Source organism: Pseudarthrobacter sp. fls2-241-R2A-127 (genome assembly GCF_030209355.1).
GTDB lineage: Bacteria > Actinomycetota > Actinomycetes > Actinomycetales > Micrococcaceae > Arthrobacter.
In genome coordinates this window covers 49,261-74,410 of sequence record NZ_JARVSF010000023.1, presented here as the reverse complement: position 1 = coordinate 74,410, position 25,150 = coordinate 49,261, and the positions used below count along the sequence as shown (strand labels likewise).

At 66.1% G+C, this 25,150-nt stretch carries 23 protein-coding genes and 1 pseudogene; 12 read left to right on the top strand and 12 right to left on the bottom strand.

Features of this window, described 5'->3' with window-relative positions; translation table 11 throughout:
- The first annotated feature begins 195 nt into the window (after positions 1-195).
- Positions 196-1,674 carry a sialidase family protein gene (locus tag QRN53_RS15500; RefSeq protein ID WP_285244730.1) on the top strand — a complete coding sequence of 493 codons (1,479 nt, stop codon included), beginning with the start codon at positions 196-198 and terminating at the stop codon, positions 1,672-1,674.
- A gap of 58 nt (positions 1,675-1,732) precedes the next feature.
- Here QRN53_RS15500 and QRN53_RS15495 read toward each other — a convergent pair whose 3' ends face one another.
- Positions 1,733-2,686: a plastocyanin/azurin family copper-binding protein gene (locus QRN53_RS15495; RefSeq protein ID WP_285244729.1), complete on the bottom strand. Its 954-nt coding sequence runs from the start codon at positions 2,684-2,686 to the stop codon at positions 1,733-1,735.
- Positions 2,687-3,059: 373 nt separating this feature from the next.
- On the opposite strand from QRN53_RS15495, the gene QRN53_RS15490 reads away from it, so the two are divergent.
- A complete protein-coding gene (locus QRN53_RS15490; RefSeq protein ID WP_285244728.1) occupies positions 3,060-3,482 on the top strand; it encodes a YdeI/OmpD-associated family protein in 423 nt (140 codons plus the stop codon).
- Between the two features lie 125 nt (positions 3,483-3,607).
- On the opposite strand, the gene QRN53_RS15485 is transcribed toward QRN53_RS15490, so the two are convergent.
- Entirely contained in the window at positions 3,608-3,811 is a 204-nt protein-coding gene (locus QRN53_RS15485; protein ID WP_009372930.1) for a cold-shock protein, read from the bottom strand.
- 317 nt (positions 3,812-4,128) lie between these two features.
- Here QRN53_RS15485 and QRN53_RS15480 point away from each other — a divergent pair, with 317 nt between their 5' ends.
- The 3 genes from QRN53_RS15480 to QRN53_RS15470 are packed head-to-tail and all read left to right on the top strand — an operon-like array spanning position 4,129 to position 6,572.
- Entirely contained in the window at positions 4,129-4,518 is a 390-nt protein-coding gene (locus QRN53_RS15480) for a TfoX/Sxy family protein (RefSeq protein ID WP_285244727.1), read from the top strand.
- A 2-nt stretch (positions 4,519-4,520) separates the two neighbouring features.
- Positions 4,521-5,786, top strand: a complete 1,266-nt coding sequence (locus QRN53_RS15475) for a flavin-containing monooxygenase (RefSeq protein ID WP_285244726.1) — start codon at positions 4,521-4,523, stop codon at positions 5,784-5,786.
- A gap of 24 nt (positions 5,787-5,810) precedes the next feature.
- Positions 5,811-6,572 carry an alpha/beta fold hydrolase gene (locus QRN53_RS15470; protein ID WP_285244725.1) on the top strand — a complete coding sequence of 254 codons (762 nt, stop codon included), beginning with the start codon at positions 5,811-5,813 and terminating at the stop codon, positions 6,570-6,572.
- Positions 6,573-6,574: 2 nt separating this feature from the next.
- Here QRN53_RS15470 and QRN53_RS15465 read toward each other — a convergent pair whose 3' ends face one another.
- Entirely contained in the window at positions 6,575-7,276 is a 702-nt protein-coding gene (locus QRN53_RS15465; protein WP_285244724.1) for a hypothetical protein, read from the bottom strand.
- A 269-nt stretch (positions 7,277-7,545) separates the two neighbouring features.
- Between QRN53_RS15465 and QRN53_RS15460 the strand changes: the two genes are divergently transcribed.
- On the top strand, positions 7,546-8,217 hold the full coding sequence (locus QRN53_RS15460; RefSeq protein ID WP_285244723.1) for a response regulator: 672 nt from the start codon (positions 7,546-7,548) through the stop codon (positions 8,215-8,217).
- Here the strand turns inward: QRN53_RS15460 and QRN53_RS15455 are convergent.
- The 7 genes from QRN53_RS15455 to QRN53_RS15425 all read right to left on the bottom strand — a co-directional run bounded on the left by QRN53_RS15455 (position 8,208) and on the right by QRN53_RS15425 (position 17,514).
- Positions 8,208-9,893 carry a GAF domain-containing sensor histidine kinase gene (locus QRN53_RS15455; protein ID WP_285244722.1) on the bottom strand — a complete coding sequence of 562 codons (1,686 nt, stop codon included), beginning with the start codon at positions 9,891-9,893 and terminating at the stop codon, positions 8,208-8,210. The genes QRN53_RS15460 and QRN53_RS15455 overlap by 10 nt on opposite strands.
- A 126-nt stretch (positions 9,894-10,019) precedes the next feature.
- A complete protein-coding gene (gene mgtA, locus QRN53_RS15450) occupies positions 10,020-12,734 on the bottom strand; it encodes a magnesium-translocating P-type ATPase (RefSeq protein ID WP_285244721.1) in 2,715 nt (904 codons plus the stop codon).
- A gap of 63 nt (positions 12,735-12,797) precedes the next feature.
- The gene (locus tag QRN53_RS15445; protein ID WP_285244720.1) at positions 12,798-13,484 is read right to left on the bottom strand and encodes a hypothetical protein; all 687 of its coding nucleotides are present in this window, start codon (positions 13,482-13,484) and stop codon (positions 12,798-12,800) included.
- Positions 13,485-13,691: 207 nt separating this feature from the next.
- Entirely contained in the window at positions 13,692-14,534 is an 843-nt protein-coding gene (locus tag QRN53_RS15440; protein ID WP_285244719.1) for an esterase/lipase family protein, read from the bottom strand.
- A gap of 299 nt (positions 14,535-14,833) precedes the next feature.
- Entirely contained in the window at positions 14,834-16,051 is a 1,218-nt protein-coding gene (locus tag QRN53_RS15435) for a low temperature requirement protein A (protein ID WP_285244718.1), read from the bottom strand.
- A gap of 105 nt (positions 16,052-16,156) precedes the next feature.
- Entirely contained in the window at positions 16,157-16,468 is a 312-nt protein-coding gene (locus QRN53_RS15430) for a putative quinol monooxygenase (protein WP_285244717.1), read from the bottom strand.
- 11 nt (positions 16,469-16,479) lie between these two features.
- Entirely contained in the window at positions 16,480-17,514 is a 1,035-nt protein-coding gene (locus QRN53_RS15425) for a LacI family DNA-binding transcriptional regulator (RefSeq protein WP_285244716.1), read from the bottom strand.
- 237 nt (positions 17,515-17,751) lie between these two features.
- Between QRN53_RS15425 and QRN53_RS15420 the strand changes: the two genes are divergently transcribed.
- The 5 genes from QRN53_RS15420 to QRN53_RS15400 all read left to right on the top strand — a co-directional run bounded on the left by QRN53_RS15420 (position 17,752) and on the right by QRN53_RS15400 (position 23,467).
- Entirely contained in the window at positions 17,752-19,104 is a 1,353-nt protein-coding gene (locus tag QRN53_RS15420) for an NAD(P)H-dependent oxidoreductase (RefSeq protein WP_285244715.1), read from the top strand.
- Positions 19,105-19,149: 45 nt separating this feature from the next.
- Positions 19,150-20,184 (top strand): DctP family TRAP transporter solute-binding subunit, encoded by a 1,035-nt coding sequence (locus QRN53_RS15415; protein ID WP_285244714.1) that lies wholly within the window; start codon positions 19,150-19,152, stop codon positions 20,182-20,184.
- A 76-nt stretch (positions 20,185-20,260) separates the two neighbouring features.
- Positions 20,261-22,180, top strand: coding sequence for a TRAP transporter large permease (locus QRN53_RS15410; RefSeq protein WP_285244713.1), 1,920 nt, complete (start codon positions 20,261-20,263; stop codon positions 22,178-22,180).
- 5 nt (positions 22,181-22,185) lie between these two features.
- Complete coding sequence (locus tag QRN53_RS15405) at positions 22,186-23,094, top strand: NAD(P)-dependent oxidoreductase (protein WP_285244712.1); 909 nt, start codon at positions 22,186-22,188, stop codon at positions 23,092-23,094.
- A 70-nt stretch (positions 23,095-23,164) separates the two neighbouring features.
- Complete coding sequence (locus tag QRN53_RS15400) at positions 23,165-23,467, top strand: YciI-like protein (protein WP_285244711.1); 303 nt, start codon at positions 23,165-23,167, stop codon at positions 23,465-23,467.
- Positions 23,468-23,498: 31 nt separating this feature from the next.
- Here QRN53_RS15400 and QRN53_RS15395 read toward each other — a convergent pair whose 3' ends face one another.
- Positions 23,499-23,960, bottom strand: a complete 462-nt coding sequence (locus QRN53_RS15395; RefSeq protein WP_285244840.1) for a nucleoside deaminase — start codon at positions 23,958-23,960, stop codon at positions 23,499-23,501.
- Positions 23,961-24,056: 96 nt separating this feature from the next.
- A pseudogene (locus QRN53_RS15390) lies at positions 24,057-24,416 on the bottom strand (SRPBCC family protein); the annotation flags it as partial.
- A 150-nt stretch (positions 24,417-24,566) separates the two neighbouring features.
- Here QRN53_RS15390 and QRN53_RS15385 point away from each other — a divergent pair.
- Positions 24,567-25,142: an HNH endonuclease gene (locus tag QRN53_RS15385; RefSeq protein ID WP_285244710.1), complete on the top strand. Its 576-nt coding sequence runs from the start codon at positions 24,567-24,569 to the stop codon at positions 25,140-25,142.
- The last annotated feature ends 8 nt before the right edge of the window (positions 25,143-25,150 follow it).

Genomic DNA, 25,150 nt, shown 5'->3' with positions numbered 1-25,150 from the left:
ACCTTGTGGCCTGCTCCCACGAACAGCGGACGCGTCCAACCCCGGCTCAGCGGGCTTCCCCGCAGGGCCGGCTCCGTGCCCTCGTGCCGAGCGTTCCCTGACTCCCAACATTGGTTCTTTGTGGAACGCACCGGTCTCCTGTACGGCCCCTTGGGGTCGTCGCCGCATCAGACCTTTCCCCGATAGGAAAACCCAGTGATCCAGAGATACGCGCGCGCAGCCGCATTGCTCACCATGCTGCCGGCAGCACTCATCCTAAACATGAGCGGAGCCGCAGCCGCGACGCTCACTCCCCCAACGGTTACCAGCGGACCCAGCCCGTTCTCAAGCTGCAATGCAGGCTCCGCGCCGGGCGCCGTGAACTACACGAACGCCGAGGTCGAGCCTTGGGTTGCCGTCAATCCGCAACACTCCAACAACATTATTGGGGTGTGGCAGCAGGACCGCTGGTCGGACGGCGGAGCGCGGGGCCTTGTGGCCGGATACTCCACGAACGGGGGCAAGACCTGGAATGAGGCAGCACAGCCGTTCTCGGTGTGCGCCCCCGGAGACCCCACCCGCTACGACCGCGCGTCCGACCCCTGGGTCTCGATCGGACCGGACGGCACGGCATATTCGGTGTCCATCTCTTTCCAGGGTGTCGGCTACGACAATGCTGTCCTCGCCTCGACCTCGCACGATGGCGGAGCAACATGGAGTACGCCACAAGCCTTGATTGAAGACCTCGGATCGGCCCAGTTCTTCAATGACAAGGAGTCGGTCACGGCCGACCCCCAGGTTCCTGGCACCGCCTACGCCGTGTGGGATCGTCTCGTATCTCCGACCGACAATCCGCGGTCAGCGGCCCACGCTGCCGCCTACACGGGACCGACGCTCTTCTCCAAGACGACAGACGCGGGCGTCACCTGGAGCGCCCCGGCGGTCATCGTTCCCACCGACAACAAACAGCAGACCATCGGCAACCAGATCGTGGTGGGCGCGGACGGGACACTGTACAACTTCTTCGACCTCATCCTGGGCACGGGCCAAAACGGTATCGACAAGTTGCACGGCCTCAACGTGGCCTACACCAAATCGACAGACGGTGGCACCAGCTGGACGGCGCCTCAGGTCATCGCGAAGCTGGACACTGCCGGGGTTACCGACCCGAACACCGGAGCGCCTGTCCGGACAGGTGACATTATCCCGGAGCCGGCCGTAGATCCCGCCACCGGGCAACTGTACGTTGTGTGGCAGGATTCACGATTCAATGGCGGCCGCTACGACGAAATCGCGATCTCGACGTCGACTGACGGCGGCGTAACCTGGAGCGCACCGCAGCGGGCCAACACTCCCCACGGCGTCCCGGCGTTCACCCCCAGCGTTCGCGTCGCCGGCGGGAACGTCGCGGTGGCATACTACGACTTCCGGAGCCTCACCGCCGGGAACACCAGTACGCTGCCAACCGATTACTGGTTCACCTCCTCCCCCGTGGGATCCCTTGCTCTCGGGGGCGAAACACACGTCCATGGCCCATCGGACATGATGACCGCGCCCTCGGCCCGAGGGTTCTTCGTAGGTGACTACGCAGGACTGGCGGCCAGCGGTTCATCCTTCGCATCGCTGTCCATACGGGCCAACGACGCAAACACCCTCAACCGGACCGACGCGGTATTCAGTGTGATCACACGGTAGGCGCCGATGGTCCGGCCGGAAAGCACCGCCCCGGCCGGACCATCGCTGCAGTTGGTTGTCAGTCGACCACCTTCACCTGGCCCATCATGCCCATAAAGTCATGGAGTGCGCAGATGTACTTGAACGTCCCCGCAGCCGTGAAAGTCACTGAGAACTCGCCGCCCGGCGGAATGATGCCGGAGTTGAGGTCGCCACCAGTGAAGTTCGTCGGCGTTCCCGACGGAGCGAAGATATTCGCCGGTTCGGTGCCGAAGGTGACCGTGTGGGGCGCACCCATCCCGGTGTTGGCGAACACCACTGTTTCGCCCACATGCACCGTCACGCTGGGCCGGACGAAGCGCATGACCATTGCAACGCCGTCGTCGCCGCCGGCGAGGACCCGATGGTTGGTGGCCTGTGCTGCCAGCGAAGCGTCGAGCTGGTGCCCGTCCTGGAGGATGGCCCGGGCCTGGGCCCGTGATGCCTTGTTGTAGTCAGCTTGGCTGTACGGGTAGTCGGTGCCATGTTCGCGGACGTGGACCATGCCCTTCATTACCTCGCCGTGGACCAGGCAGTAATAGGTGAAGTCGCCCTCCCGCGGGAACGTCAGGCTGTAGCTTGTGGTGACAGGGAAACCCGGCACCGTGACGTTCGAAAGGAGGCCGGAGTTGTAGTACGAGTGCCCGTCGTAGCTGTCCCCGCCGCGCTTGAGCAGCTCATCGGCGTTGAACGGGTTGAAAGGCTCCAGCGGCTGGCCGGCCGCCAGGAAGGTCACCGTGTGGATCTCCGCGGCGTTTGCCTCCCAGGTGATGGTGTCGTGCTCATTGATAAAGATCTCCGACGGAAGGAATGACATTCCCTGGATTTCCATGTCGCGGGACTCAGAGCCCACCTGTACCTGCCAGGTCCGCGGGCCCCAGCCGCTGGCCGATGCCGGACCCGCCGCGGCCATGGAGGCCAGTAATGCGACAGCGAAGGCGACAATAAATGCGAGTTTGTTGAATCTTGTTGTGTTTCCCCGGTTTTGCTTCATGGCAACGCTCTCTTGAACGGTATTCGGCCCGAGGCCGATGCAGCGGTAGCCGGTCCAACTCAACCCACGGGCCGAACAGGCCACTGATTTTGGAGTAACAGGGTGCCGGACGCCCGGCCTGGGGGCACGGGCACCGGTTCCGGCGCGTCAATGCGCCGGACATGCACCACCCCAACTGGTGTCGCAGAGGTTGAATCTTTTTTGTTCACACGCCGCCGCCGTGGCTTGCCACGCGGCAGGGGCTCGCACCTTTCAGATTGCTCCTTCAACCGACGTTTGTCGAGAAGGCAAACCGCTGTCCTCGGGTACGGGGTCCGTGGTGGACTTGTTCATCGCAGCATTCGTCCGGCCGCAACTCTTCCAGGAGCCAACCATGAAGTTCACCGCCACCGTCCAGCTCGACGGCGCCACTGCCACCGGCATCCGCGTCCCTGACGACGTGGTCGACGCCCTCGGCGGAGGCAAGCGCATCCCTGTCCGCGTCACCATCAACGAGGTGGAATACCCGAGTACGGTGGCCACCATGAAAGGCGTGCCCAAGGTTCCGGTGAGCGCGGAGATCCGCAAGCTCGCGGGCATCAACGCCGGCGATGAGGTGGCCGTGGATCTGATCCGGGACGATGCCCCGCGGTCGGTGGACGTACCTGAAGACCTGGCCGCCAGTCCTGCCGCGGCGGAGCGTTTCCAGTCCCTCTCCTACAGCAATCAGCGGCGCCATGTGCTGGCCGTGACCGGGGCACGGACCGAAGGGACACGCGCCCGCAGGGTTGCCGCCGTCCTCGCCGAGCTCGGTTGACCCGGCGCCGGCCGCCCATGGGAGCAGGGTGGCCGGGAACCCGCACACCCGGGTTAACAAAAAGCAGGGCTTGCCGGTAACGGCAAGCCCTGCTGGAAACCTAACGGTCCCGGAACCCTAAGAAATTAGAGAGCCTGGATGTTGGTAGCCTGGGGACCCTTGGGGCCCTGCTCGGTGTCGAAGGAAACCTTCTGGTTCTCTTCGAGGGAGCGGAAGCCGTTGGAGTTGATCGCGGAGTAGTGCGCGAAAACGTCCTGCGAGGAGTCGTCCGGGGAAATGAAGCCGAAGCCCTTTTCAGCGTTAAACCATTTGACGGTACCAGTAGCCATTATTTTGTCCTTCGTGAAGGTGGAGGGAAAATCCCGACTTTCGGGCCCTCCGGCGTGGGGTGTTCAAAAACCGCTACTTCAGAAGAACACGGACTTTCGACCGCGCGTACTGCCTGAACTACCAACTGCATAAACACAACAACAGGCTCAACTCTACAGGAGATTGGTCCCATACCTAATTCAGGATCGGGGGCCGGCCTGCCCGGGCCTGCTTGGCGCCGATATGCCGGGGCATCCGGCCCTCGACCCCACCCGCGAACAGGCATATCCTGCATCCATATCCGCGGACAAAGACGCCGCCACCGGGAGGTCACGCCATGGAAATGCCCAAAGCAACGGAGGAAGAAAAGGACCGCTTCCGGCGCGTTGTTCCCGATCATCCGGGCGTGGTGGTGAAGCCGATGTTCGGCAACCTCGGCGCGTTCGTCAATGGCAACATGTTCGCCGGCCTGTTCGGTTCCACCATCGGGGTGAAGCTTTCCCGGGAGGACAAGGAGTTGCTGGAGTCTTCCGAGCGGACAGTGCCGTTCGGACCCGCGGAGCGACCCATGGGCGGCTACACCGGGCTGCCGGAAGTCTGGAACGAAGAGGGCGACGGCGACGACACCCGGGCGCGTGCGTGGGCCGGGAAAGCCCTGGACTACGTCTCCACCCTGCCGCCCAAGGAACCCAAAGCCCGGGCCGGGCGCGGGACGGCGGCAGGGTAGCCATGTCTGCTTCCGCAGGTCCCCGGGAGGACACCCACACCGTGGTGGTGGGCGCGGGCCAGGCGGGCCTGGCCACCAGCTACTGGCTGGCGCAGCGCGGAGTGGAGCACCGCATCCTGGAGCAGCGGCCCGCTCTCGGCGGCGCCTGGCAGGACCGGTGGGACTCCTTCTACCTGAACACGCCGAACTTCTCCGTCGACCTGCCGGGGTCACCCTATGCAGGGAGCGACCCGGACGGGTTCCTGACCAAGGAAGCCACCATCGGGTTTTTCCGCGGTTACGCCAGGGACATCGACGCTCCAGTGGACCTGGACACCGGGGTCACCCGGATCACCCCGACGGAAGCCGGGTTCGCCGTCCGGACAAGCCAGGGAACCTGGGCGGCCCGGAACGTGGTGCTGGCCAGCGGCGCGTTCCAGCGCCCGCGGACCCCGGCCGCCGCCGTCGGAATCTCCCCGGAGGTCCTGCAACTGCACAGCCATGACTACCGCGCCCCGGATCAACTGCCCGATGGCGCAGTCCTGGTGGTGGGGACGGGGCAGTCGGGCGGGCAGATCACGGAGGACCTGCTCGACGCCGGCCGTACCGTGCACCTGTCCGTGTCGTCCTGCCCGGAGGCGCCGCGCCGTTACCGCGGCCAGGACATCTTCCACTGGATCCGGGAGGTGAACGTCCATGGCCCGGATTACGGCATCAACGCGCTACTGGTGGACCAGCTGCCCTCCCCCGCCGGGCGGTTCATGTGCAACCCGCTGCTGTCCGGTACCGGGGGCGGGCACAGCGTCCGGCTGCGAGGACTGGGCCGGCGCGGCGTCCGGCTGCACGGCCGGTTTGAGGGTGTCGACGACGGTGTCCCCGTCTTCACGGACGACGTCGCCCAGCGCCTGGCTGCTGCGGAGGCCGGGTTCAGCCAGCGCTTCAAGAAGCTCTTTGACGCCTACATCGACGCCGCGGGGATCGACGCCCCGGACGCAGAAGCAGCGGAACCGGACAGCTGGCAGCCCACCGGATCAGGTTCCAGGTTGGACCTTGGCGAAGAAGGAATCACGTCCATCATCTGGTCCACCGGTTATGCGCTGGACTTCAGCATGCTGGACCTTCCGCTCCTGGACGCGTGGAGCTACCCCCGCCACAGCAAAGGGGTCACCGAGCACCCGGGCCTGTACGCCGTCGGGCTCCCGTGGCTCACCCGGCACATTTCCGCCACTTTGGTTGGCGTGGGCCCGGACGCCGAATACGTGACCGAACACCTGGCAGCGCGAGGCTGACCCACACCCAACGGAGGTCAAGTTGTGAAACCGTTCCGCGCGATCCTGCTCCCCGGAAGTGTCCTCCCCGCAGGCCCGGCCTATGACGGCCTGCTGGAGGCCCTCGGCCCGGACGCTGACGCGATCGCCAAAGACCTCGAACTGTATGCCGGCGACGCCCCGCCGCCGGGTTGGACCCTGGACACCGAAGCGGACGGGGTGCTGCGCGAGGCCGACGCCCGCGGCTGGGACACCTTCCACCTGGTGGGCTACTCCGGCGGCGGCGCGGCGGCACTGGCGCTGGCGGCCTCGCACCCGGGCCGGCTCCGCAGCCTGGCCCTGCTCGAGCCGGCCTGGGCCGGGAACTGGGATTGGAGCCCGGCGCACGCCGAGCTGTGGAAGGAGTACTCGAAACTGGACGGACTGCCGCCGGAGCAGTTCATGGCAGGATTCATGCGGCTCGGAGTCCGGCCCGGCGTGGAACTCAGGCCGCAGCCAGGGCCGCCCCTGCCCTGGATGGCGAAACGGCCAGCCGGGATCACCGCTTTCCTCCGGACATTCGGCACCTACCAGCTGGACCGGGACCGCCTGGCCGCCTTCCGCAAGCCCGTGCTGTTCGTACTGGGCGGCCTCAGCAACCCCGACGATTACGGGGAGATCGCGGACAGGCTTTCCACGGTCTTTCCCGACTTCCGCCTGGAGGTGTTTCCGGACCGGCACCACTTCGATCCTCCACACCGCGTGGAACCGGACCGCGTCGCCGGACTGCTCCGCGGGCATTGGGAGCGGGCCGAAGCGGCCGGCTGAGCCTACCCGACGGTGGGGCCGGGCCGGTGGGCCTTCTGCCGCCCGTCACGGTGGGCGAGGTACGCGTAAACCATCAGGGCGATTCCTGCCAGGATCATGACCGCCGGGAACGCGAAGTCCAAGGGGATGAGCACCGCCGCGGACTGCAGGATGAAGATCACGCCCATGGCGGCGAGGATGCCGGCCGGGACCAGCGGCCACGTCATCCGCTCGTGACCGCCGGGGCGGTCCGCGGCATGGACCGGAACCAAGGACAGCACACCGAACGTGGCCGCCAGGCCAACGAACAGTACAGCTGCAGTGGGTGTCCCCTGCATCGCCTGCGGGAGTGCCACGATGACGGCCAGGGTGAGCATGACCCCGGAGGGGATCAGTGCCCACCAGTTGCTGCGCTCGCGCAGGTACACGGCTGCGAATCCACCACCCATGAAGACGAACAGGAGCGCCGCGCCCCAGGCACCGTCCGTGAGTTGGGTCGCTACGATGACGGCGGCGAGGCCAAGGAAGACCGAGCCCGGGATGGCCGCCCACCAGTTTTCCCGGCGCCGCACGAACAGGGACGCGAACAGGACCCCCACCGCCGCGAAAATCAGTGGTGCCACGAAGGCCCCGCTGTCCGTGACGCCAAGCCGGTCCAGCAGTAACAGCACACCCAGCGCGATGAGGACGATGCCTGCAATGATGCTCGCGTTTGTCGATTTCACGGTACGCCTCCCGGGTACGGCAGGCAGTTGGGAACCGCCTGCTTAATTCAGGCTAGGGCGGGGTCCTCGGCGCCCGACAGGGCACAAAGCCCCAGCCTTCCACCGTGGGAGCCCCAGCTCGGCCGGACCAAAGTAACGCGCCGGCACCGGACTTTGGACCCTGACGGCCCGCGCCGCCCTGCAGGATGATGAAGTGAGGTTCCTCCCGGCCCCGGCGGCTGCAGTGAACAGGCGGCCGGGAAGGGAATCAAGCCAGCGAGGGCGTCACCATGGACACACCAGCAACACAGACGGACGGGGATCGGGCGCGGATCGGGGCGGTCCGGATCTTCATCCTCAACGACCATGCATTGTTGCGGCAGGGGCTCCGGGACCTGCTGGAACACCACGGGTTCGAAATCGTTGGCGAAAGCGGCTCCGCGGCGGAAGCCACGCGCCTCATCCACATCCTGGAACCGGAACTGGTGCTGCTGGACGACAGGCTGAGCGACGGTACGGGCATCGAGGTGTGCCGCGGCCTCCGGGCCACCGCTCCGCACGTGAAATGCCTGATCCTCACCAGCAGGGATGAACACCATGCCCTGCGGGCAGCAGTCCTGGCGGATGCAACCGGTTACGTGCTCATGCAGGTGGGCGATAAAGACAGCATTGTCAACAGTGTCCGAAGCGTCATCGCCGGGAAACAGCTTCTCCTGCCCGGCGTCAGGGAGCGGGTCGCTGACAGCCTTTACGCCACCGCCTCCGCCGCATGGCTGAAATCGATGACGGCAGTGGAGCGGAACGTGCTGGCGTTTATGGCCCGTGGCTTTACCAACAAGCAGATCGGGCAGGAGATGACCCTGGCTGATGACGCGGTGGCTGCCTGCGTGTCCTCCGTGCTGTACAAGCTGGGCTTCAGGCGCCGCGGCCAGGCGATGCAGCGTCCGTTTGGCTACACGTGAGTTGAGGACAGGGGCACCCTCCATGTCACTTTCGTGCCCTCGCCGGGGGCACTGTCGATGACGCAGCTGCCGCCCAGGCGGATGGCACGGTTCTTCATGTTGTCCAACCCGCTGACCCGTGCGGGATTTTCAAAACCCCGCCCATGGTCGCGCACCGTGAGAACAACCTCGCCCTCCAGGGCGGCCAGCATTACCTGGATATCCTCTGATCCCGAATGCCGTACCGCGTTGCTGACGCTTTCCGTCAGCACCGGCAGCAGCTGTTCGGCCACCTCGTCGCCCACCAGGTCGATGGGCCCGGACAACTGGGCCCTCGGCAGGAAGCCGGCGGCATTGGCAGCCTCCAGGACGGCGCGCAGGACGCGGCCGCTGAGCAGCTCGCTGTCGGGCTGCCGCGCCTGGAGCGAGTAGATGGTATCGCGGAGCTGATGGATGCAGTCATCAAGCTCGGCGGTGATGCCGGCAACACGGCGCTCGTGGGCGTCCGGGTCCGAGGTGTAGCGGCGCAGGCTCTGGATGCTCAGGCCGGCAGCGAAAAGCCGCTGGATGACGAGGTCGTGCAGGTCCGCAGCAATCCGTTCCCGGTCGATGAACAGCGCGTGTTCTTCGCGCAGCTGGTTGGCTTTGAGCAGTTCAAGCGTCAGGCCAATCCGGGAGGCGAACACGGCGCTCTGTTCAACGTCCACGTCCGTGTACCGCGCGGCTCCGGACGCGCGGGCCAGGACCAGTACGTTGTCGCCCTGGCCGTCGGCGTCGCTGCCCAGGGCGGCCACCAGCACCGGACCGAGTTTTTCTGCCGATGGGGCGTCGAACACGTGCCGGGCGTCGGTAAAGATCCTGGGTTGCCGCGACTCCAGCACCTGGTCGAAGGCTGCCGACGCTGGGAGTTCCTGTCCTGCCGGTATCGATTGCACGCCCAGGGAAGTCCGGCACCGCAGGCTCCCGTCCGCGGCCACGGACGCGATCATGGACAGCGCCGAGGCGGAGGCATGCATTGCCCCTTCGGCGATCATCTCCAGGTTTTCGGTGTCGGACCGCGGATTGGCCTTGAGCCGGTCACTGACGTCCATGCCCGCCTCGAGCCAACGCTGGCGGGCGCTGCTGTCCTCGTAAAGGCGGGCGTTCTGGATCGCCACACCCGCGGCGGAGGCGAGCGCAACTGCCAAGTCCTCATCCTCGGCAGTGAAGTCCTGGCCGTCGATCTTCTCGGTCAGGTAGAGGTTGCCAAAGACCGTGTCCCGGACCCGGACCGGAACGCCCAAAAAGGTCTTCATGGGCGGGTGGTTGGCAGGAAACCCGACCGCAATCGGGTGCTCGCCCAGGTCATGGAGCCGCAAGGGTTTGGGTTCACGGATCAGCTGCCCGAGTACCCCGTGGCCGGTGGGAAGATCACCGATGACCCGCGAACCGTCCTCATCGATGCCCACCGTAATGAAGTGGCTGAGCTGCTGGTCGTCACCGATGACGCCCAAGGCACCGTACCTGGCGCCAACGAGTTCGCACGCAGATTGCACCACCCGGTCCAGGACTGCTTCAAGGCTCAGATCTTCCGAAAGGGACACGACCGCGCCGAGCAGCCCCTCCACATGCTCCTGGGTCCGCACCAGCTCATCTGCCCTGTCCACGAACTCCCGGAGGAGTTCGCGGGTCCGCCGCCTGATAGGTTCACGCCACACGATAAGTCACCTCGGTCGGTTGACCAGCATGATCCACGGCGGGCTTCATCGCCCTGAATCCGGGTAAGACAGTCCAAGACCCTCTCCCTGCCATGCTAACCCCCGAGCGGCCGCATCGCGCCCTGGTCAGGGGGAATTGCTTTGGACCTGGCGCCGACGCCTGCCGGGAGGCCGGATTCCTGCCGGGCCGGCCGGGATCGGGGGAACCTTGACAGGGATGCTGAAGCGGAAGGCGCGGCGTGCGATGTGGTGGGTGTCCGCCCGGCGCCGTACCGGAACGGTGGGCACCTGCTGCGCGGCGCGGGCGAAGAACCACGCTTTGGCGATCTCAACCAGCACCAGGTACAGCACGATCATGCCCAGCAGGGCCAGGAAGAACGGCACGGGCAGGGGGTCGAATCCCAGGACGCCCTGCAGCGGCGAAAGCGGCAGGAAGATGCCCAGTGCCACTACGCCCAGGGATGCGGTGATCAGCCCGGCGGACGGACGGCTCCGCACGAACGGCACGCGCCGGGTGCGGATGGCAAAAATGATCAGGGTCTGGGTGGCGATGGACTCGATGAACCAGCCGGCCCGGAACTCGCCCGGCACGGCGTCGAACACGAACAGCATGAGGGCAAACGTGGCGAAGTCGAACAGCGAGCTGATGGGCCCGAAGAGGAACATGAACCGGCGGATGAAGGCGATGTTCCAGTGCGAGGGGGCCCGGAGTTGTTCCTTGTCCACGCGGTCGCCGGGGATGGCCAGCTGGCCGCTGTCGTAGAGCAGGTTGTTGAGCAGGATCTGGCCGGGCAGCATGGGCAGGAAGCTCAGCACCACGGAGGCGACGGCGGCACTGAACATGTTGCCGAAGTTGCTGGAGGTGCCCATCAGGACGTATTTGATGGTGTTCGCGAAGATCCGCCTGCCCTCCATCACCCCTTCGGCCAGGACGCCAAGGTCCTTGTCCAGGAGGACGACGTCGGCTGCGTCCTTGGCGACGTCCGTGGCACTGTCCACGGAGATGCCGATGTCCGCCTTGTGCAGGGCGAGCGCGTCGTTGACGCCGTCGCCCATGAATCCGACGGACCCGCCGCTCTGGCGCAGCAAGGCGATGATGCGGGCTTTTTGCTCGGGCGAGACCCGGGCGAAGATGGTGGCCGTGCGGGCGGAGGCGGCGAGGTCGGCGTCGGACAGGGCGTCGATGTCCGCCCCGGTGAGGGTGCCGCCCGAGGTGACGTCCAGGTCGGCGCAGACTTTCTCGGCCACTTTGGCGTTGTCGCCCGTGGCGATCTTGACGGAGATGCCCAGTTCCTCCAGCCGGTCCAGCGATTGCCGGGCGTTGGCCTTGGGCCGGTCCAGGAATACCAGGAAGCCTGCCAGTGTGAGGCCGCGTTCATCGGCCGCGGTCAGCGTGCCCGGCCCGTCGGCCTGGCGGAAAGCCACGGCCACCACCCTGGACCCGGCGTCGAACTGTTTGTCCAGCAAGGCCTGCACGGCCGGCGGGACCGGGCCGCACAGGGCGAGGACGTCCTCGGGCGCACCCTTGGTGACCAGTTGCGGCGGCCCGCCGGCCTCCCGCACCAGCACGGTGGTGCGGCGGCGCTGGTGGTCGAAGCCGATCATGTCCAGCCGCTCGTAGCGTCCAGGATCAAACCCGGAGGCGCCCGGGCTGTCCCAGAGGGCGGCGTCCAGCGGGTTTTGCCCGGCGGAGGTGAGCTTCGCCTCGGTGTAGTCCGCCTCGGTGGCCAGCAGGCCCAGGGTAAGCAGGGCGTCACCGGACATGTCCGCGGCGGCCGGGATGGCAGCGGTGAAGCTGATTTTTCCCTCGGTGAGGGTGCCGGTCTTATCCGTGACCAGGATGTCCATGTCACCCAGGTCCTCGATGCATACCAGCCGCTTGACCAGGACCTTCCGCTTGGCCAGCTGCCGGGTGCCGGTGGCCAGGGAGGTGCTGACGACGGCGGGGAGCAGCTGCGGCGTGATGCCCACCGCAATGGCCAGGGAGAACAGCAGCGATTCGATGAGCGGCCGCTGCAGCAGCAGGTTGGCGATGAAGATCAGCGTGGTAAGTCCGATAGCCACCTGCAGCAGCAGGAAGGAGAACCGTTTGAGGCCCAGCTGGAATTCGGTTTGCGGCTGCCGTTCGCCCAGGCCCAGGGCGATCCGGCCGAATTCGGCGCGCCCGCCGGTGGCCACCACCACGCCGGTGCAGTTGCCGGACTGGATGACGGTGCCCATGAACGCGCAGGAAGAGAGGTCCGCCAGTGCCGCGCCGGCCTGCACGGCGGCGGGGTCCTTGGCGGCGGGCAGGGACTCCCCCGTCAGGATGCTTTCGTCGCACAGCAGGTTGCCGGTGGCCAGGAGCCGGATGTCAGCGGGGATGATGGCGCCCAGGGAGAGGTGGACGACGTCGCCGGGCACCAGTGCGGTGACGTCCACTTCTGTTGTGGCTCCACCGCGGAGCACCACGGCTCGGTGCGTGACGCGGTCGTGCAGGGCTTCGGATGCGCGCTCGGCCCGGAACTCGTTGGTGAATCCGAGGCCAACGCTGACCAGGAGGATCACTCCAATCACGATCGAGTTGGTGGCGTCGCCCAGGAAGAGGGACAGCCCGGCGGTGATGATCAGGAGGATCAGGATGGGGCTGGCGAACTGGCGGCCCAGGACGGCCCACCCGTTGGCCCGGTGGGTTCGGACGGCGTTGGGCCCGATCTCCGCCAGGCGGGTTTCCGCTTCCTCGTCGGTGAGCCCGCCCGGACCGGAACCCAGCCGCGCGAGTGTTTGGTCCGCCGTCAGGCCCGCTGCCTCGGTAATGGGCAGCAGGAGGGAGGCCCGTTCCTGCACGTTCAGCTCTGGCATATGGATCCGTTCGCACACTCAAGTAGTGGATGGTTCCAAGGGTACGTCGCCGGACCGACAGTGCTACTTGAGGCTTAGGACCTCATCAATGGGCCGCCCGTTGACGAACACCTGGGCGCTGGTGGCACCGGAAGCTGCCATGGCCGTGTACTCCAACTGGGCTTTCGCCCGGGGGATGTCGCACACCCCGCCCAGCATGAACTGTCCGGTCAGCCAGATGGTGATGGTGCTGCCGTCAAGCTCACCGGCCACGTAGGTGAGGCTGGACTGGTAGAGCACGTTGATCAGCCCTGACATGCCGACGTCGCGGCTCTTGTTCGCCAGCAGTGTCCCCACGCTGGGGCCCACCTGGTCCGTGAAGCGGACCGGGGCTGTGGTGGTGGCCACCAGGCTGTCACCGCAGCCGATCCGTGGCCCGGAGATCCCGTTGTCCCCGACAGCCACGTAATACACGGTGAGCGGCCCCACCTGTTCGGGCAGGCCCGTGGGACCGGGTTCCGCGGTGGCCGTTGGGCCGGCCGGGGCGGACGACGGCGGGGCCGACGGCGGCGCAGCGGCAGTGGTGCTGGGCGCGGCTGACGTGGTGGCCGGCGCAGTGGAAGGAGCCGTGGAGGCAGGCGCGGCGGAGGAGCTTGCCGTGGTGCTCGCCGAGGGGCCTGCGGTAGTGGTTGGCGCCGCCGAACTGGTGGTCGGGGCGGGGGCCGGCGGTCCGAAGCATCCTGTCAGCATCAGCGTGGCACTGAACCCCACGACACTGAGTACAGTAAGCCCGGGCCTGGCCATGATGCCCCCTCATAACGCGGTTCCCGCAGGCGCAGGATCCACTTTGACGGTACGCCCGGGGGTTAGTCCAGAACAGGGACTAAAGTCCGGCAGCCCGTCCCCAAACCGAGCCGAGGACGACGGCGGGCGGCCGGCTTGTCTGCCGGCCGCGCGCCGTCGTCAGCGCTTCAGGAGTTAAAGGCAGACCGGCTGGAACGCCGGGTCCGCCGGGCCGGTGGCCTGACCCAGGGCGTTGCCCACGAGCTGCTGCACCACGGGATCATTCGGCGTCTGGTCGTGTTCAATGACGTCCGCCGGGCACTTGTCCTGGATGGTGATGTTGGTTACCTGCCGTGCGGATCCGCTAAGGAACTGGCTGTTATAAGGAATGACCACCTCGTCGTGGGTGGTGGAGATGACCGTATAGGCCGGCCCGGCGACAGTGTCGCCGATGGAGTTGAGCTCCTGCATGAACGGTGAACCTGCCTGCTGGTCCGCGCAGGCCGCACAGCCGGCCGCGGTGTAGTCGGGCGTCGGAACCAGGTCCGGCGGCGGGAGGATCGCACCCTCGGTTCCGTGGTTGGACGGGGCGATGCCCACCAGCTGGTGGACGTTCTTCGCGCCGCCCAGGAAGCCCATGTAGTAGCGGGGCATCATGCCGCCCTGGCTGTGGCCCACCAGGTCCACCTGCTTGGCGCCGGTGGCGGAAAGCACGGAGTCAACGAAGGGCGCGAGCTCGTTTGCCGAATCCTTAACCGGAGCGGTGGCGTAGACGCCGTTCGTTTCACCGTAGTTGAGGGCGAAGACGCAGTATCCCTCGCTCTTGAGGTACGGCGACATGGTGGACCAGTTCTTCTCCATGCTCTCGAACGTGCCGGGGACAAGGACCACCGGATACGGATGCTGCGCGGATGGCTTGCAGGTCCAGTCGTTGGCACCCGGCGGTGACACATCAACGGCTTGGGCGGGAACTGCCATCAGGGAGGAGGCAAGGACCGCGGCTGCGGCAACGGACAGGGCCCGGGTTAGGAATGACATGGAAACCTCTTTGTTCGTCTGTCTGCGGGGAAGCCCGGCGACTGGTGTTGGGGGCCATCAGGCGCCGGACCGAGGTTTCCATGCTGGCAGCGGAGCCGGTCCTCCGCACCGGAACTGCACGGATGTGCGGCCGGAATTCCGTTCTTGCAGCACCCCTCCCGCCGGCAGCTGTGGTGGGGATCACACTCATTGTTACTGGTGAGTAGCAATTTTGGGCCGGTGAAGCCGTGGGAAGCCACCCAACACCGCTTGCACAAACGTGCATTTTCCGGGGGGCCGGGTTCGAACACCCTCGGCCATCACGGTGAGGATGGGTCCGCGGAAGCATCGGCCAGGCGGATCCGCCGCTGGATCTCGCTGTACGCGGTAACCAAGAACAGGAGAACGACGGCGAGGAGCAGGCTGACCGCGGCGGGGACCAGGGCGCTCAGCAGTATCAGCCCCAGTGCGGCCACCACGGCGGGCCCAGCCCAGGGAAGGACGGTGCCAGGACGCCGGCCATAACGGAGCGAAACGATGGCGTTGCAGCCATAAAAGAGGGCAAGACCGGCGCCGAGTGAAATTGCTGCGCCTGGCGGCAACGGTTCGAACGCCGCAGGAATGGCGGTGGCGATCCCTGCAGCGATCGCCGTCATGCCCGCCACCAAAAGGAACGGATAGAACAGGGTGGTCAGCAGGATTCCGGTGAAATCGGACCTGCCCTGCAGCCACTCCAGGCCTTCGTTGATGGCGCCGGTGCCGTACTGGAAGAAGGCCCACCCCAGGAAAGCGACCACGAGGAAGCCCAACACGCCGGCCATACCCGCTTCCGGGCTCCATTCGCCGGACACTTCAGTGACGATCGCGGACACGGACTCCCCCAGGACAATGACGACGAAAAGTCCGAGGCGCTCGGAGGCATGCTCAATGTCGATGCCGCCCACGCCGCGGTCGGCCCACAGCCGCCCGCTCAGTGCCACCATGCCAATCTCGACGACGATCGATGTTGCCCACAGAACCACAGCGAGGTGGAGGGGCAGGAACGCGGCGACGAACCAGAGGACAGCCGTGCCGCCGTTGTAGATCCAGATCCGCCACGGCGATTCATCCGACCTCCCGTGGTAGTGGTGGTAGAGCCACAGCACCAGAAGGACTACGCGCATTGCGCCGTTGGACAGGGAAAAAGCCCAGGCCCGTTCTCCGAAGGCGCCGGGTGCCGCAATGGCCATTAGGCCCGCGGCGGCCATGGCCGCGAGCATTGCCACGCCCAAGGCTCGCGGCGACAACCGGGGCAGCAGGTTGATCACGGAAACTATGTTTACCCACGCCCACCAGGCCGGAAAGAACAGCAGCACGAAGGTACCGAACTCGGCCCACCCCGGGTTCCCGTGGATCCCGTGGGCAAGCTGCTGCACAAACGCGACGAACACCAGATCGAAAAACAGTTCCATCCAGTGCACGCGCCTGGGAGACCGGGAAGCCGTTCCGGTCCGGTCACCGGAAGCCACGGTGGCCGGACCGATGGGCCTGCGTTTCATGACGACTCCTTTGCCCGCTTTACCTGAGGTTAGGCGTCCCCAACGGAGCAGTCCATGGCGGGATGGCGGCGGTCGAAGTAAACGTTCAGGACGGGAGTTTGATTGTCAGAGCTCTCCTTGGTGCGGGGTTCCGGCGGGCATCGGGGTCAGCCTGGTGACGGCCACCGGCTCCTGCAAGAGGCCCTCAAGTGAGGCGTTCAGCCGCGCGACGGCGTCTCCCGCGCCGTGGGCGTCGAGCAGTTCAGCCGAGTCCCATTTTTCGATCATGACGATCTGGCCGTTCGGGGCCTCGTGGATGGCGTAGAGCTGGCAGCCCGGCTCCTTGTGCACTTCGGCGATGGCGGGGGAAAGGGCCGCGGCAACAGCGTCGAAGGCCCCTTCCTGGGGCGTGAAGACGGCGGTAACGATGACAGTCATGGTGGTGTTCCTTATCTGGTTGGCGTGAGTACGAGTGGTGAGCAGCTGTTGCGCGGCACGAAGTCGGCATTGACTTCGATGGTGCGCTGGCCGTCAGGCAACTTGCCCTGCATCCGCCCCAGCACCAACTCCAGGGAGTGAAGTGCGAGCATGCCGATGGGCTGGCGGATGATGCTGAGCGGCGGGCTTGTCAGTTCGGTCCAGGGACTGTCGTCAAAGACGATGACCGAAAGATCGTTGGGAATGCGGGTGCCCGTCTGGACCAGGCGCCGGACAGCGCTCTGGACCTGGGCAGTATTGGCCACGATGATTCCCGTGGGACGGTCCGGCAGCGCCAGCAGGGACCCCACGGCGTCACCCCCTCCGTCACCACGGAAGGGCACATCCCGGATCAGCTGCGGGTCCACCGGCACCGAGCGGCTGTCGTGGGCGGCCTGGTAGCCCTGGATCCTGGATCTACCCGTGGAAGTGCTGATGGGCCCGGTGATCAAGCCGATCCGGGTGTGCCCGAGGCCGAGCATGTATTCGGTGGCGCGGCGGGCAGAGTCCACGTTTTCGATGCTCACAACATCAACGTCAGCCAGCTCCGGGATGGTGCGGTCCACGAAGACAACATTGACGCCCAGGGACTGCAGGCGTGCCCATTTTTCAACGTTAGCGCCGGTAGGCGTGGCGATCACGCCGCCGACGGACCGGTCAAGGAGCGTGTCCAGGGAGTCTGCTTCAAGGTGGGGGTCTTCCTGCGTGGTCATGACCACCACCTGCACTCCGTGGCTGCGCGCTTCCCAGACAATCCGGTCTGCCAACTGGGCGAAGAAGGGGTTGGCCAGGTCGGCAACCACCAGCCCGACGGTGGGGGCATGGCCCACGCTCAGCTCCCGGGCGGCAGCGCGCGGGCGGTAACCGAGGTCCTCAATGACCCGGAGCACCATGTCCCGCTTGGCGGGCGCAACGGGTCCCGATTCCGGGTTGAGGACCCGGGATACCACGGAAACCGATACGCCTGCCGCTGACGCGACATCGCGGATTGTTGGAGCCTTCTTCACTTCTCCTCCTCATTGAAGGTTCTACCCGATCGCCGGCGCCAATAGCTTTGGCGTCATGGGAGGCGTCAGAAAACGCGTTTCCGTTGTGACCGTTGACACAGCCTAACACCCGCTGGTACAAAAGTGGTACCGGTTCCACTCCGGTCCTCGAATTCATATCCCGCGACAAAGAAGTTGCTCCACCCGTGCGGTGGGGGTGCTTCCCGGACGCGGAAACGCCAATCAGAGAGATCCCCCATGAACCTTCACAAGCTCCTCAGCGACCGCGAGCAGCAGGGACGTCCCATCCGAGTGGGACTCATCGGAGCCGGCAGGTACGGCACCATGTACCTCGCCCAGGCCAACAACATCCCCGGGATCCATGTGGTGGCCATCGCCGACATCAACGTCAAGCGCGCCGAAGGAGCCTTCGACCTTGTCGGCTGGCCCAAGAACCAGATCGCGCCGGACATCGCCACCGCCCTCCGGGACCGCAGCACAGCGATCATTGCGAACGCGGACGAGCTTTTCGACGTCGACATCGACGTCATCGTTGAAGCAACCGGCAACCCCATCGTGGGCGTGAAGCACGCTTTGCGGGCCATCGACACCAAGAAGCACATCATCATGGTGACCGTTGAAGCCGACGCCTTGGCGGGGCCGGCGCTGGCCCGCCGCGCGGAGGCCGCCGGCGTGGTCTACTCCATGGCCTACGGCGACCAGCCGGCCCTGATCATGGAACTCGTGGACTGGGCACGGACCAGCGGTTTCGACGTCGTCTGTGCCGGCAAGGGTGCCAAGTACCTTGAGCATTACCACGAGATGAACCCGGACAACGTCTGGGAAAACTGGGAATTCTCGAAGGAACTCACCGATTCCGGCCAGCTGAACCCGTACATGCACACCTCGTTCCGGGACGGCACCAAGGCGTCCATTGAGATGGCGGCCGTCGCCAACGGTGCCGGACTGGTCCCCTCAGACAACGGGCTGAGCTTCACGCCGGGCGACGTCGAGCAGATCGCCACGGTCTGCCGGCCAAGCGATGTGGGCGGCGCCCTCGCCCACGAGGGCAGCGTCGACGTGATGTCCAGCGTCAACCGCGACGGCAGCTGGATCGGCCACAACACCCAGGAAGGCGTCTTCGTGGTGGTCAAGGCGACGAACGGCTATGTATCCGGCTGCTTCACCGAGTACCCGTGGCACCCGGACCCCACCGGCCAGTACGCGGCACTGTACCGCCCTTACCACTACGTCGGCCTGGAACTTAACGTCTCCATCGCCAACGCCGCCCTCCGCGGTATTGCCACCGGCTCTCCCGTGGGGTTCTTCGGCGACGTGGTGGCCACGGCCAAGAAGGACCTCAAGGCCGGCGAATTCCTCGACGGCGAAGGCGGCTACACCGTCTGGGGCAAGCTCGTTTCCGCCCGGCACTCGGTGGAAACCGGGGCGCTGCCCGTGGCACTGGCCCACCACGTGGAACTGCGCAACGACATCGCCAAGGGTGCAACCGTGGGCTGGGACGACGTCATCATGGACGAATCCCTGGCCCAGGCCCTGGAACTGCGCCGGGAAACCGAAGCGCTCGTCACGGAATCCGCCCTCACCGCCTGACCGGCACCCCTTGAACTGACTCCTTCCAACGAAGAAAGGCTTCACATGAAATCGAAACTCCGTGCCCTCACCGGAGCGCTGGCCTGCACTCTCGCCGCCTCGCTCCTGGCCGGTTGCGCCTCCGGGGCGGCCGGCGGGACCGGCGGCGCAGCCCCGGCGAAGATCCAGCTGTCCATCCCGGACCCGATCGACTCGTCTGTCGGCGTTTCGGCCCAGCACTTTGCCGACCAGGTCAAGAAGACCTCCAATGGGTCCGTCCAAGTCACAGTTGTTCCCAACGGGACAAGCTTCAGCGGCGACCAGAACGCGGCCGTGACCCGCCTCCAGGGAGGATCCCTGGACGCACTGATCCTGTCAACGTCCGTGTACGCCTCCGTGGTGCCGGAGATGAACGGCATCAGCATCCCGTACCTGTTCAAGGACACCACTCAGGAGGCGGCTTTCCTCAACGGCAAGCCGGGCCAGGTCCTGAAGGACAAGCTGGCCCAGAAGGACACCGTGGCGCTAAACTTCATGACCAGGACGGGCCGGGTGATCACCAACTCGGTGCGCCCCATCCAGCAGCCGTCGGACCTGAAGGGCATGAAGATCCGCGTTCCGGGCAACCCACTGTGGACGGACTACTTCGGATCGCTCGGGGCGAGCCCCACCACCATGGCGTTCTCCGAGGTCTTCACCGGACTGCAGACCGGGACCATCAACGGGCAGGAAAACCCGATCGAGGTGCCCTGGACCAACAAGTTCTCCGAGGTGCAGAAGTACGTGTCCCTGACCAACCACATCAATGATGCGTGGGTCCTGGCGCTGTCATCGAAGAAGTGGGGCACGCTCTCGGACGACCAGAAGAAGGCCCTCACCGATGCCTCGGCCGAGACGGCCACGTTCAAGACCGGCTACGACGAGGAGCAGTCCAAGAAGCAGCTGGATGACCTGAAGGCCAAGGGAATGCAGGCCAACGAGCTCAGCGCCTCCGCCATCGAGGAATTCAAGACCGCCTCGAAGTCCCTGTACCCCAAGTTCTCCGACCTGATCGGCAAGGACTTCTTCGACCAGGCGATCGCCTTCACTGCCTCCAACTAACCGCAAGGGTGCCGGGGCGTACAGCCCCGGCGCCCGCGCACCACATCCGCTCTCAATGTCGACAGTCTGGAAGAACATGAAACGCACCCTCCCTCCCGAGGAACTTGAAGAGGTCCTCCCCTCTGACGCGGAAGAGATCCTGCACCACGGTCACGTCCCGCCTCGCTGGAGCGGTGCCATATGGTTCGACAAGGTCCTCGAAGGCACTGTTGGGGCGGCGATCATTGCCGAGCTCCTGGTCATCCTGTTGAACATCATGGTCCGGCTGTTCACCGGCGATTCCGTGCTGTGGACGCAGGAGGTGTCGGAGATCGCGCTCTTGACCATCGCCTTCATCGGCGGGGCGATCGCCTACCCCAAGGGTGCGCACATGTCCGTCCAGGCCCTCATCATGCGGCTGCCGGCCACCTGGAAGCCCTACCTTGCGGCGCTTGTCGACTGCCTGGTCTTCGTCATGAGCGCAGGATCGTTTGCCCTCTATGTCCCCACCCTGGTGCAGCAGATCGAGGAGAAGACCCCCATCCTCCAGTTGCCGGTTTTCTGGGTGTCCCTTCCCTTCTCGGCCGGGATGCTCCTGATCGCATGGTTCGCGCTGGTCAAGCTGAAGCGGCAAGAGCGGCGCCCCGTGTTCGTCGCGGCCGGCATCACTGCGGCACTCATTGCCCTGGTGGTCCTCAGCCCGCCGCTGTTCTACTACGCATCGCCAAACCTCCTCCTCGGCGTCGTCCTGGCGGTGCTGTTCATCCTGCTGTTCCTGGGCCTTCCCATCGCCTTCGTGCTGGCCCTGGCGTCCGTGATCTACCTCTACCTCGGCGGCATCTCTGACGTCAGTGCCATCCCCATCGGCATGGCCTCCGGTGCCAAAGGCTTCGTCCTCCTCGCCATCCCGTTCTTCATCCTCGCCGGGACGGTCATGAACTCCGCAGGGCTCACGCTCCCCCTGGCCAAGCTCGTTGACGCACTCATCGGGCACCTGCGCGGTGGCCTGCTTCAGGTGGTGGTGGTCACGATGTACATCTTCTCCGGCATCTCCGGCTCCAAGGTGGCAGATGTTGCCGCGGTAGGAACCACCATGCGGAACATGCTCGAAGAACGAAAGTACCCGCGCGGCGAGGTGGTTGCGGTCCTGTCGGCGTCAGCCATCATGGGCGAGACCATCCCGCCGAGCATCGTCCTGCTGGTCCTCGGGTCCATCACCACCATTTCCACCACCACCCTGTTCCTGGCGGGGTTCTTGCCGGCGGCCTTCCTGGCCCTGGTGGTGATGGCGCTCGTGTTTGTCCGGGCCCGCAAGCAGGGCGGCGTGGCGAGCACCAAGGTAACGTGGCGGACCCGCGGTTCAGCCACCTTCTTCGCGATTCCCACGCTGCTGCTTCCTGTGGGCATGGTGGCCGGGATCCTCAGCGGCTTCGCGACCCCCACCGAGGTGTCCTCCGTCGCCGTCGCGTATGCCTTCATCCTGGCCGCCGCCTACCGCCGCGGCAGCAAGCGGCTGCTGGGTGACACGCTGCGGGAAACCACCACCACGGCGGGCATGGTGCTGTTCATCATCGCCGCCGCCTCGCCCCTGGCGCAGACCCTCGCCCTGGCCGGCGTCTCCCAGCAGATCCACGACCTGATGTCCAGCCTGGGCGATTCACCGGTCCTGTTCATGCTCTTCACCGTTGTGCTGCTGATTATCATGGGCCAGCTGCTCGAGGGCCTCCCTGCAGTCCTGATCTTCGCGCCCCTGCTGCTCCCGATCGCCACCAGCTTCGGCGTCAACCCGGTGCAGTACGCCATGGTGCTGATCATCTCGATGGGCATCGGTTCCTTCGCCCCACCAGCCGGCGTCGGCTTCTACGTGGCATGCGCAACCGGACACGAAACCGTCGAGAAGAGCCTCAAGCACTTCTGGCCCTACCTCATCGCCGTGTTCATCGGACTGCTCGTCCTCGCCGCCGTGCCCTGGTTCAGCACATTCCTCCCCGCCCTCGCCGGCCTTATCCCCTTCTAGAGAACATGACCACATTGACACTTGAGCATCAGCAGCAGCCCGCCATCCACGGGTCCGTGGCCCTGCTGGGTACCGGACCGATGGGGGCGCCCATCGCACGGAACATCCTGGCCGCCGGCATACCGCTGGCCTTGTGGAACCGGACGCCGGACAAAGCCCGGGCCATCGCGGACGGCAGTGTTGCGGCCTCCCCTGCCGGCGCGGCCCGGGACATTGTCCTGACGGTGCTGCCGGACCTGCCGCAGGTCAAGGACCTGCTGGAGGGCGACGACGGGCTGCTGGCCGGGTGGCACCGCGCCGGCACCAAACAGCCCATCCTCGTGGTCCACGGGACCGTTTCACCCGTGGCCGTTGCCGCGTTCGGCGAGGAGTGCCGGCGGAACTGGGGGGTGACGGTGGTTGACGCGCCGCTGAGCGGCGGAACCATCGGCGCCGAAGAGGGCCGGCTCAGCATCATGGCCGGAGGTCCGCGGGACGCGTTTGAACGCTGCGCACCGCTGTTCGGGCTGTATGGCGCCAAAGTGGCGTGGTTCGGGGAGACGGGGGCCGGTTCAACCGTCAAAGCCTGCAACCAGATCGTGGTCGCCGCCACCGTGACGGCGCTGGCCGAGGCCATGGCCCTGGCTGCGGCGTCCGGCCTGGATCTTGCGGAGGTGCAGGCTGTCCTTGCCGGCGGCCTGGCCAGCTCGGAGGTGCTGGCACAGAAGGGGCACCGCTTCATAGACCAGGATTTCGACGGCGGCGGCTCGGCCAGGAACCAGCTGAAGGACCTTAACTTCATCGCCGAGGCTGCCGGGAATTCCGGCCTGACGCTTCCTTTGGCGGGCTGTCTGCGGAGTGCCTTTGAGAAGATGATCGCGGCCGGAGACGGCGGCCTGGACCACACCGGCATCTACCGGACGCTCCGGGGTTAGCCCCCGACTCCCCCGGCGGGTACGCTACTTCTGCAAGCAGCGGATCCCTACCAGGAACGGACGGTTACGCGTGCACGCTGTGCTCGAATACACCTACGCGGACGACTACCTTGAATCCCGCGAACAGTACCGTGCAGACCACCTCCGCGCGGGGTGGGAAGCAGTGGAACGTGGCGAGCTCCTGCTGGGCGGTGCCATTGGCAGCGGCCCCTTCAAAGGGCTGCTGATTTTCACCGGCGAGAACCCGGTGGAGGCCGCCGAAGCTTTCGCCGCCGCCGACCCCTACGTCCTCAACGGAGTGGTGACAGCCTGGACCGCCAGCCCCTGGACCACCGTGCTAGGCGACCAGGCAGCCACCCCGGTTCACCCCTAGGCGACACCAGCGCAGCAGCCATGGACCGGCGCTATTCGGCGATGTCCTCCGCCCACAGCTCCGGCTTGTCGGCCTGGAAAGAGGCCATCATGTCCACACAGCGCTGGTCATTCAGGACCACCACCTCAACGCCGCGTGAGCGCAAAAGCTCCAACTCGCCGTCGAACGTCCGTGCCTCCCCCACCACCACTCGGGGGATCTTGAACTGGATGATGGTCCCGGCGCACATGGCACACGGTGCCAAGGTGGTGTAGAGGGTGGTGTCCCGGTAGCTCTTCTGCCGTCCGGCCGCGCGGAGCGCTGACATCTCCCCGTGGGCGATCGGATCGGCGTTCTGGACCCGGTCGTTGTGGCCGCTGGCAAACACCACGCCGCCCCTGGTAATCGCGGCACCGATGGGGATGCCGCCTTCGGCCAGGCTCTTTTGGGCTGCCTGGTACGCGGCCTCGAATCCGGTGGCGTCGCCGGCCGGGCCCGACGCGGACTCCGCGATCTTCTTGATTGCCGCCAGGGTTTTGGGGATACCGTCCAGCGCTTGCCGGGTGCGCTCGGCGATCTGCGCGTCCGCGTCGTCACCGTACTTTTCCTTGAACATGGCTATTCCCTCCTGCAGGAATTCCCACGATTCGGTGAGGATGGTTCCGGCATCTGAAGGGGCCATGGTGAAGCCCCAGCGGACGTACTTGCCGCCCACCACCCAGGCAAACTCGCGTCCCGGCTCGGCGGCCACCACCTGCGAGCGCGTCTCCCAGGTCCGCTCCGGCAGCTCGTTTCGGCCCGTGAACCAGGCACCCACCTGGCCGGCACTGGCCTCGTCATCCCACCAGCAGGACTTACAGACCGGACTCCATTCGCCGGTCCGGGTGACATCGGAGACAAGGTCGTAGAGCGTCCCGACGGGGACGTGGACCGTGACGGATTCCTGGTGCTGGCGGATGGTGTGAGTCATGGGATCCATCCTTGCAGACGGGTTCGTCCGGGGGCGTCCGGAAGCTCAGCAAAAACTGAGCCAAAACTGGGCCGGCCGCCCGTGGCTGGCTTATACGCTGTCCTGGACAACCCGGGCCAGTGGCGCCCGGTGAACGTTTTTGGGGGATTAATGTCGGAGCTCGGCCGTATCTATTGGACCCGGCAGGCGCTTCGCCTGGCGTACCTGGCGGTGCTGCTGTGGCTCGCCTTCGCAGTGCTGGCGGCATTGATGGCAAAGGCGGCACCGGTTGCCGGGGCCGGGGTGTCCGCCGTTTCAGAGGTATTTAGCGGCGTGCTCGGCCGGGTCGGCTCGGCGGCGGTGCTTCCGGGCGCAGCCGCCGTCGTTCTCGCCGTCATCGCCGCGGTCATGACCAGCCGTGACGTCCGCCGCCGCGACCCCGTGCGCCGGTTCACCCGCCAGCAGCGCCGCGAAGGGATGGCCCGCGCCGGCGGACTGTGCGAGCTGGAAGCCGGCTTCGGGCGCCGCTGTGGCCGCCCGGCCGAACATGGCGACCACTTTTACCCGTGGTCCAAGGGCGGCTCCACCAGCCTGCAGAACTTCGTGGCGGCCTGTGCCAGGTGCAACGGCGCCAAGCGTGCCAGGATCCCGTCTCCAAGCCAGCAGCGCCGGATGGAACGACGACGGCGCGACTACCTGCCGCCGTCGTCCTCCGTCAGGGTGGGCGAGCGCCAGCCGCTGCCCTAGGAGTGCCT

Coding starts and splice junctions, on each gene's coding strand:
- QRN53_RS15435 (WP_285244718.1), bottom strand. CDS start 16,051: ATGAAACGCAGGCCCATCGGTCCGGCCACCGTGGCTTCCGGTGACCGG.
- QRN53_RS15385 (WP_285244710.1), top strand. CDS start 24,567: ATGTCGGAGCTCGGCCGTATCTATTGGACCCGGCAGGCGCTTCGCCTG.
- QRN53_RS15475 (WP_285244726.1), top strand. CDS start 4,521: ATGTCTGCTTCCGCAGGTCCCCGGGAGGACACCCACACCGTGGTGGTG.
- QRN53_RS15490 (WP_285244728.1), top strand. CDS start 3,060: ATGAAGTTCACCGCCACCGTCCAGCTCGACGGCGCCACTGCCACCGGC.
- QRN53_RS15495 (WP_285244729.1), bottom strand. CDS start 2,686: ATGAAGCAAAACCGGGGAAACACAACAAGATTCAACAAACTCGCATTT.
- QRN53_RS15440 (WP_285244719.1), bottom strand. CDS start 14,534: ATGTCATTCCTAACCCGGGCCCTGTCCGTTGCCGCAGCCGCGGTCCTT.
- QRN53_RS15415 (WP_285244714.1), top strand. CDS start 19,150: ATGAAATCGAAACTCCGTGCCCTCACCGGAGCGCTGGCCTGCACTCTC.
- QRN53_RS15405 (WP_285244712.1), top strand. CDS start 22,186: ATGACCACATTGACACTTGAGCATCAGCAGCAGCCCGCCATCCACGGG.
- QRN53_RS15460 (WP_285244723.1), top strand. CDS start 7,546: ATGGACACACCAGCAACACAGACGGACGGGGATCGGGCGCGGATCGGG.
- QRN53_RS15410 (WP_285244713.1), top strand. CDS start 20,261: ATGAAACGCACCCTCCCTCCCGAGGAACTTGAAGAGGTCCTCCCCTCT.
- QRN53_RS15430 (WP_285244717.1), bottom strand. CDS start 16,468: ATGACTGTCATCGTTACCGCCGTCTTCACGCCCCAGGAAGGGGCCTTC.
- QRN53_RS15485 (WP_009372930.1), bottom strand. CDS start 3,811: ATGGCTACTGGTACCGTCAAATGGTTTAACGCTGAAAAGGGCTTCGGC.
- QRN53_RS15480 (WP_285244727.1), top strand. CDS start 4,129: ATGGAAATGCCCAAAGCAACGGAGGAAGAAAAGGACCGCTTCCGGCGC.
- mgtA (WP_285244721.1), bottom strand. CDS start 12,734: ATGCCAGAGCTGAACGTGCAGGAACGGGCCTCCCTCCTGCTGCCCATT.
- QRN53_RS15420 (WP_285244715.1), top strand. CDS start 17,752: ATGAACCTTCACAAGCTCCTCAGCGACCGCGAGCAGCAGGGACGTCCC.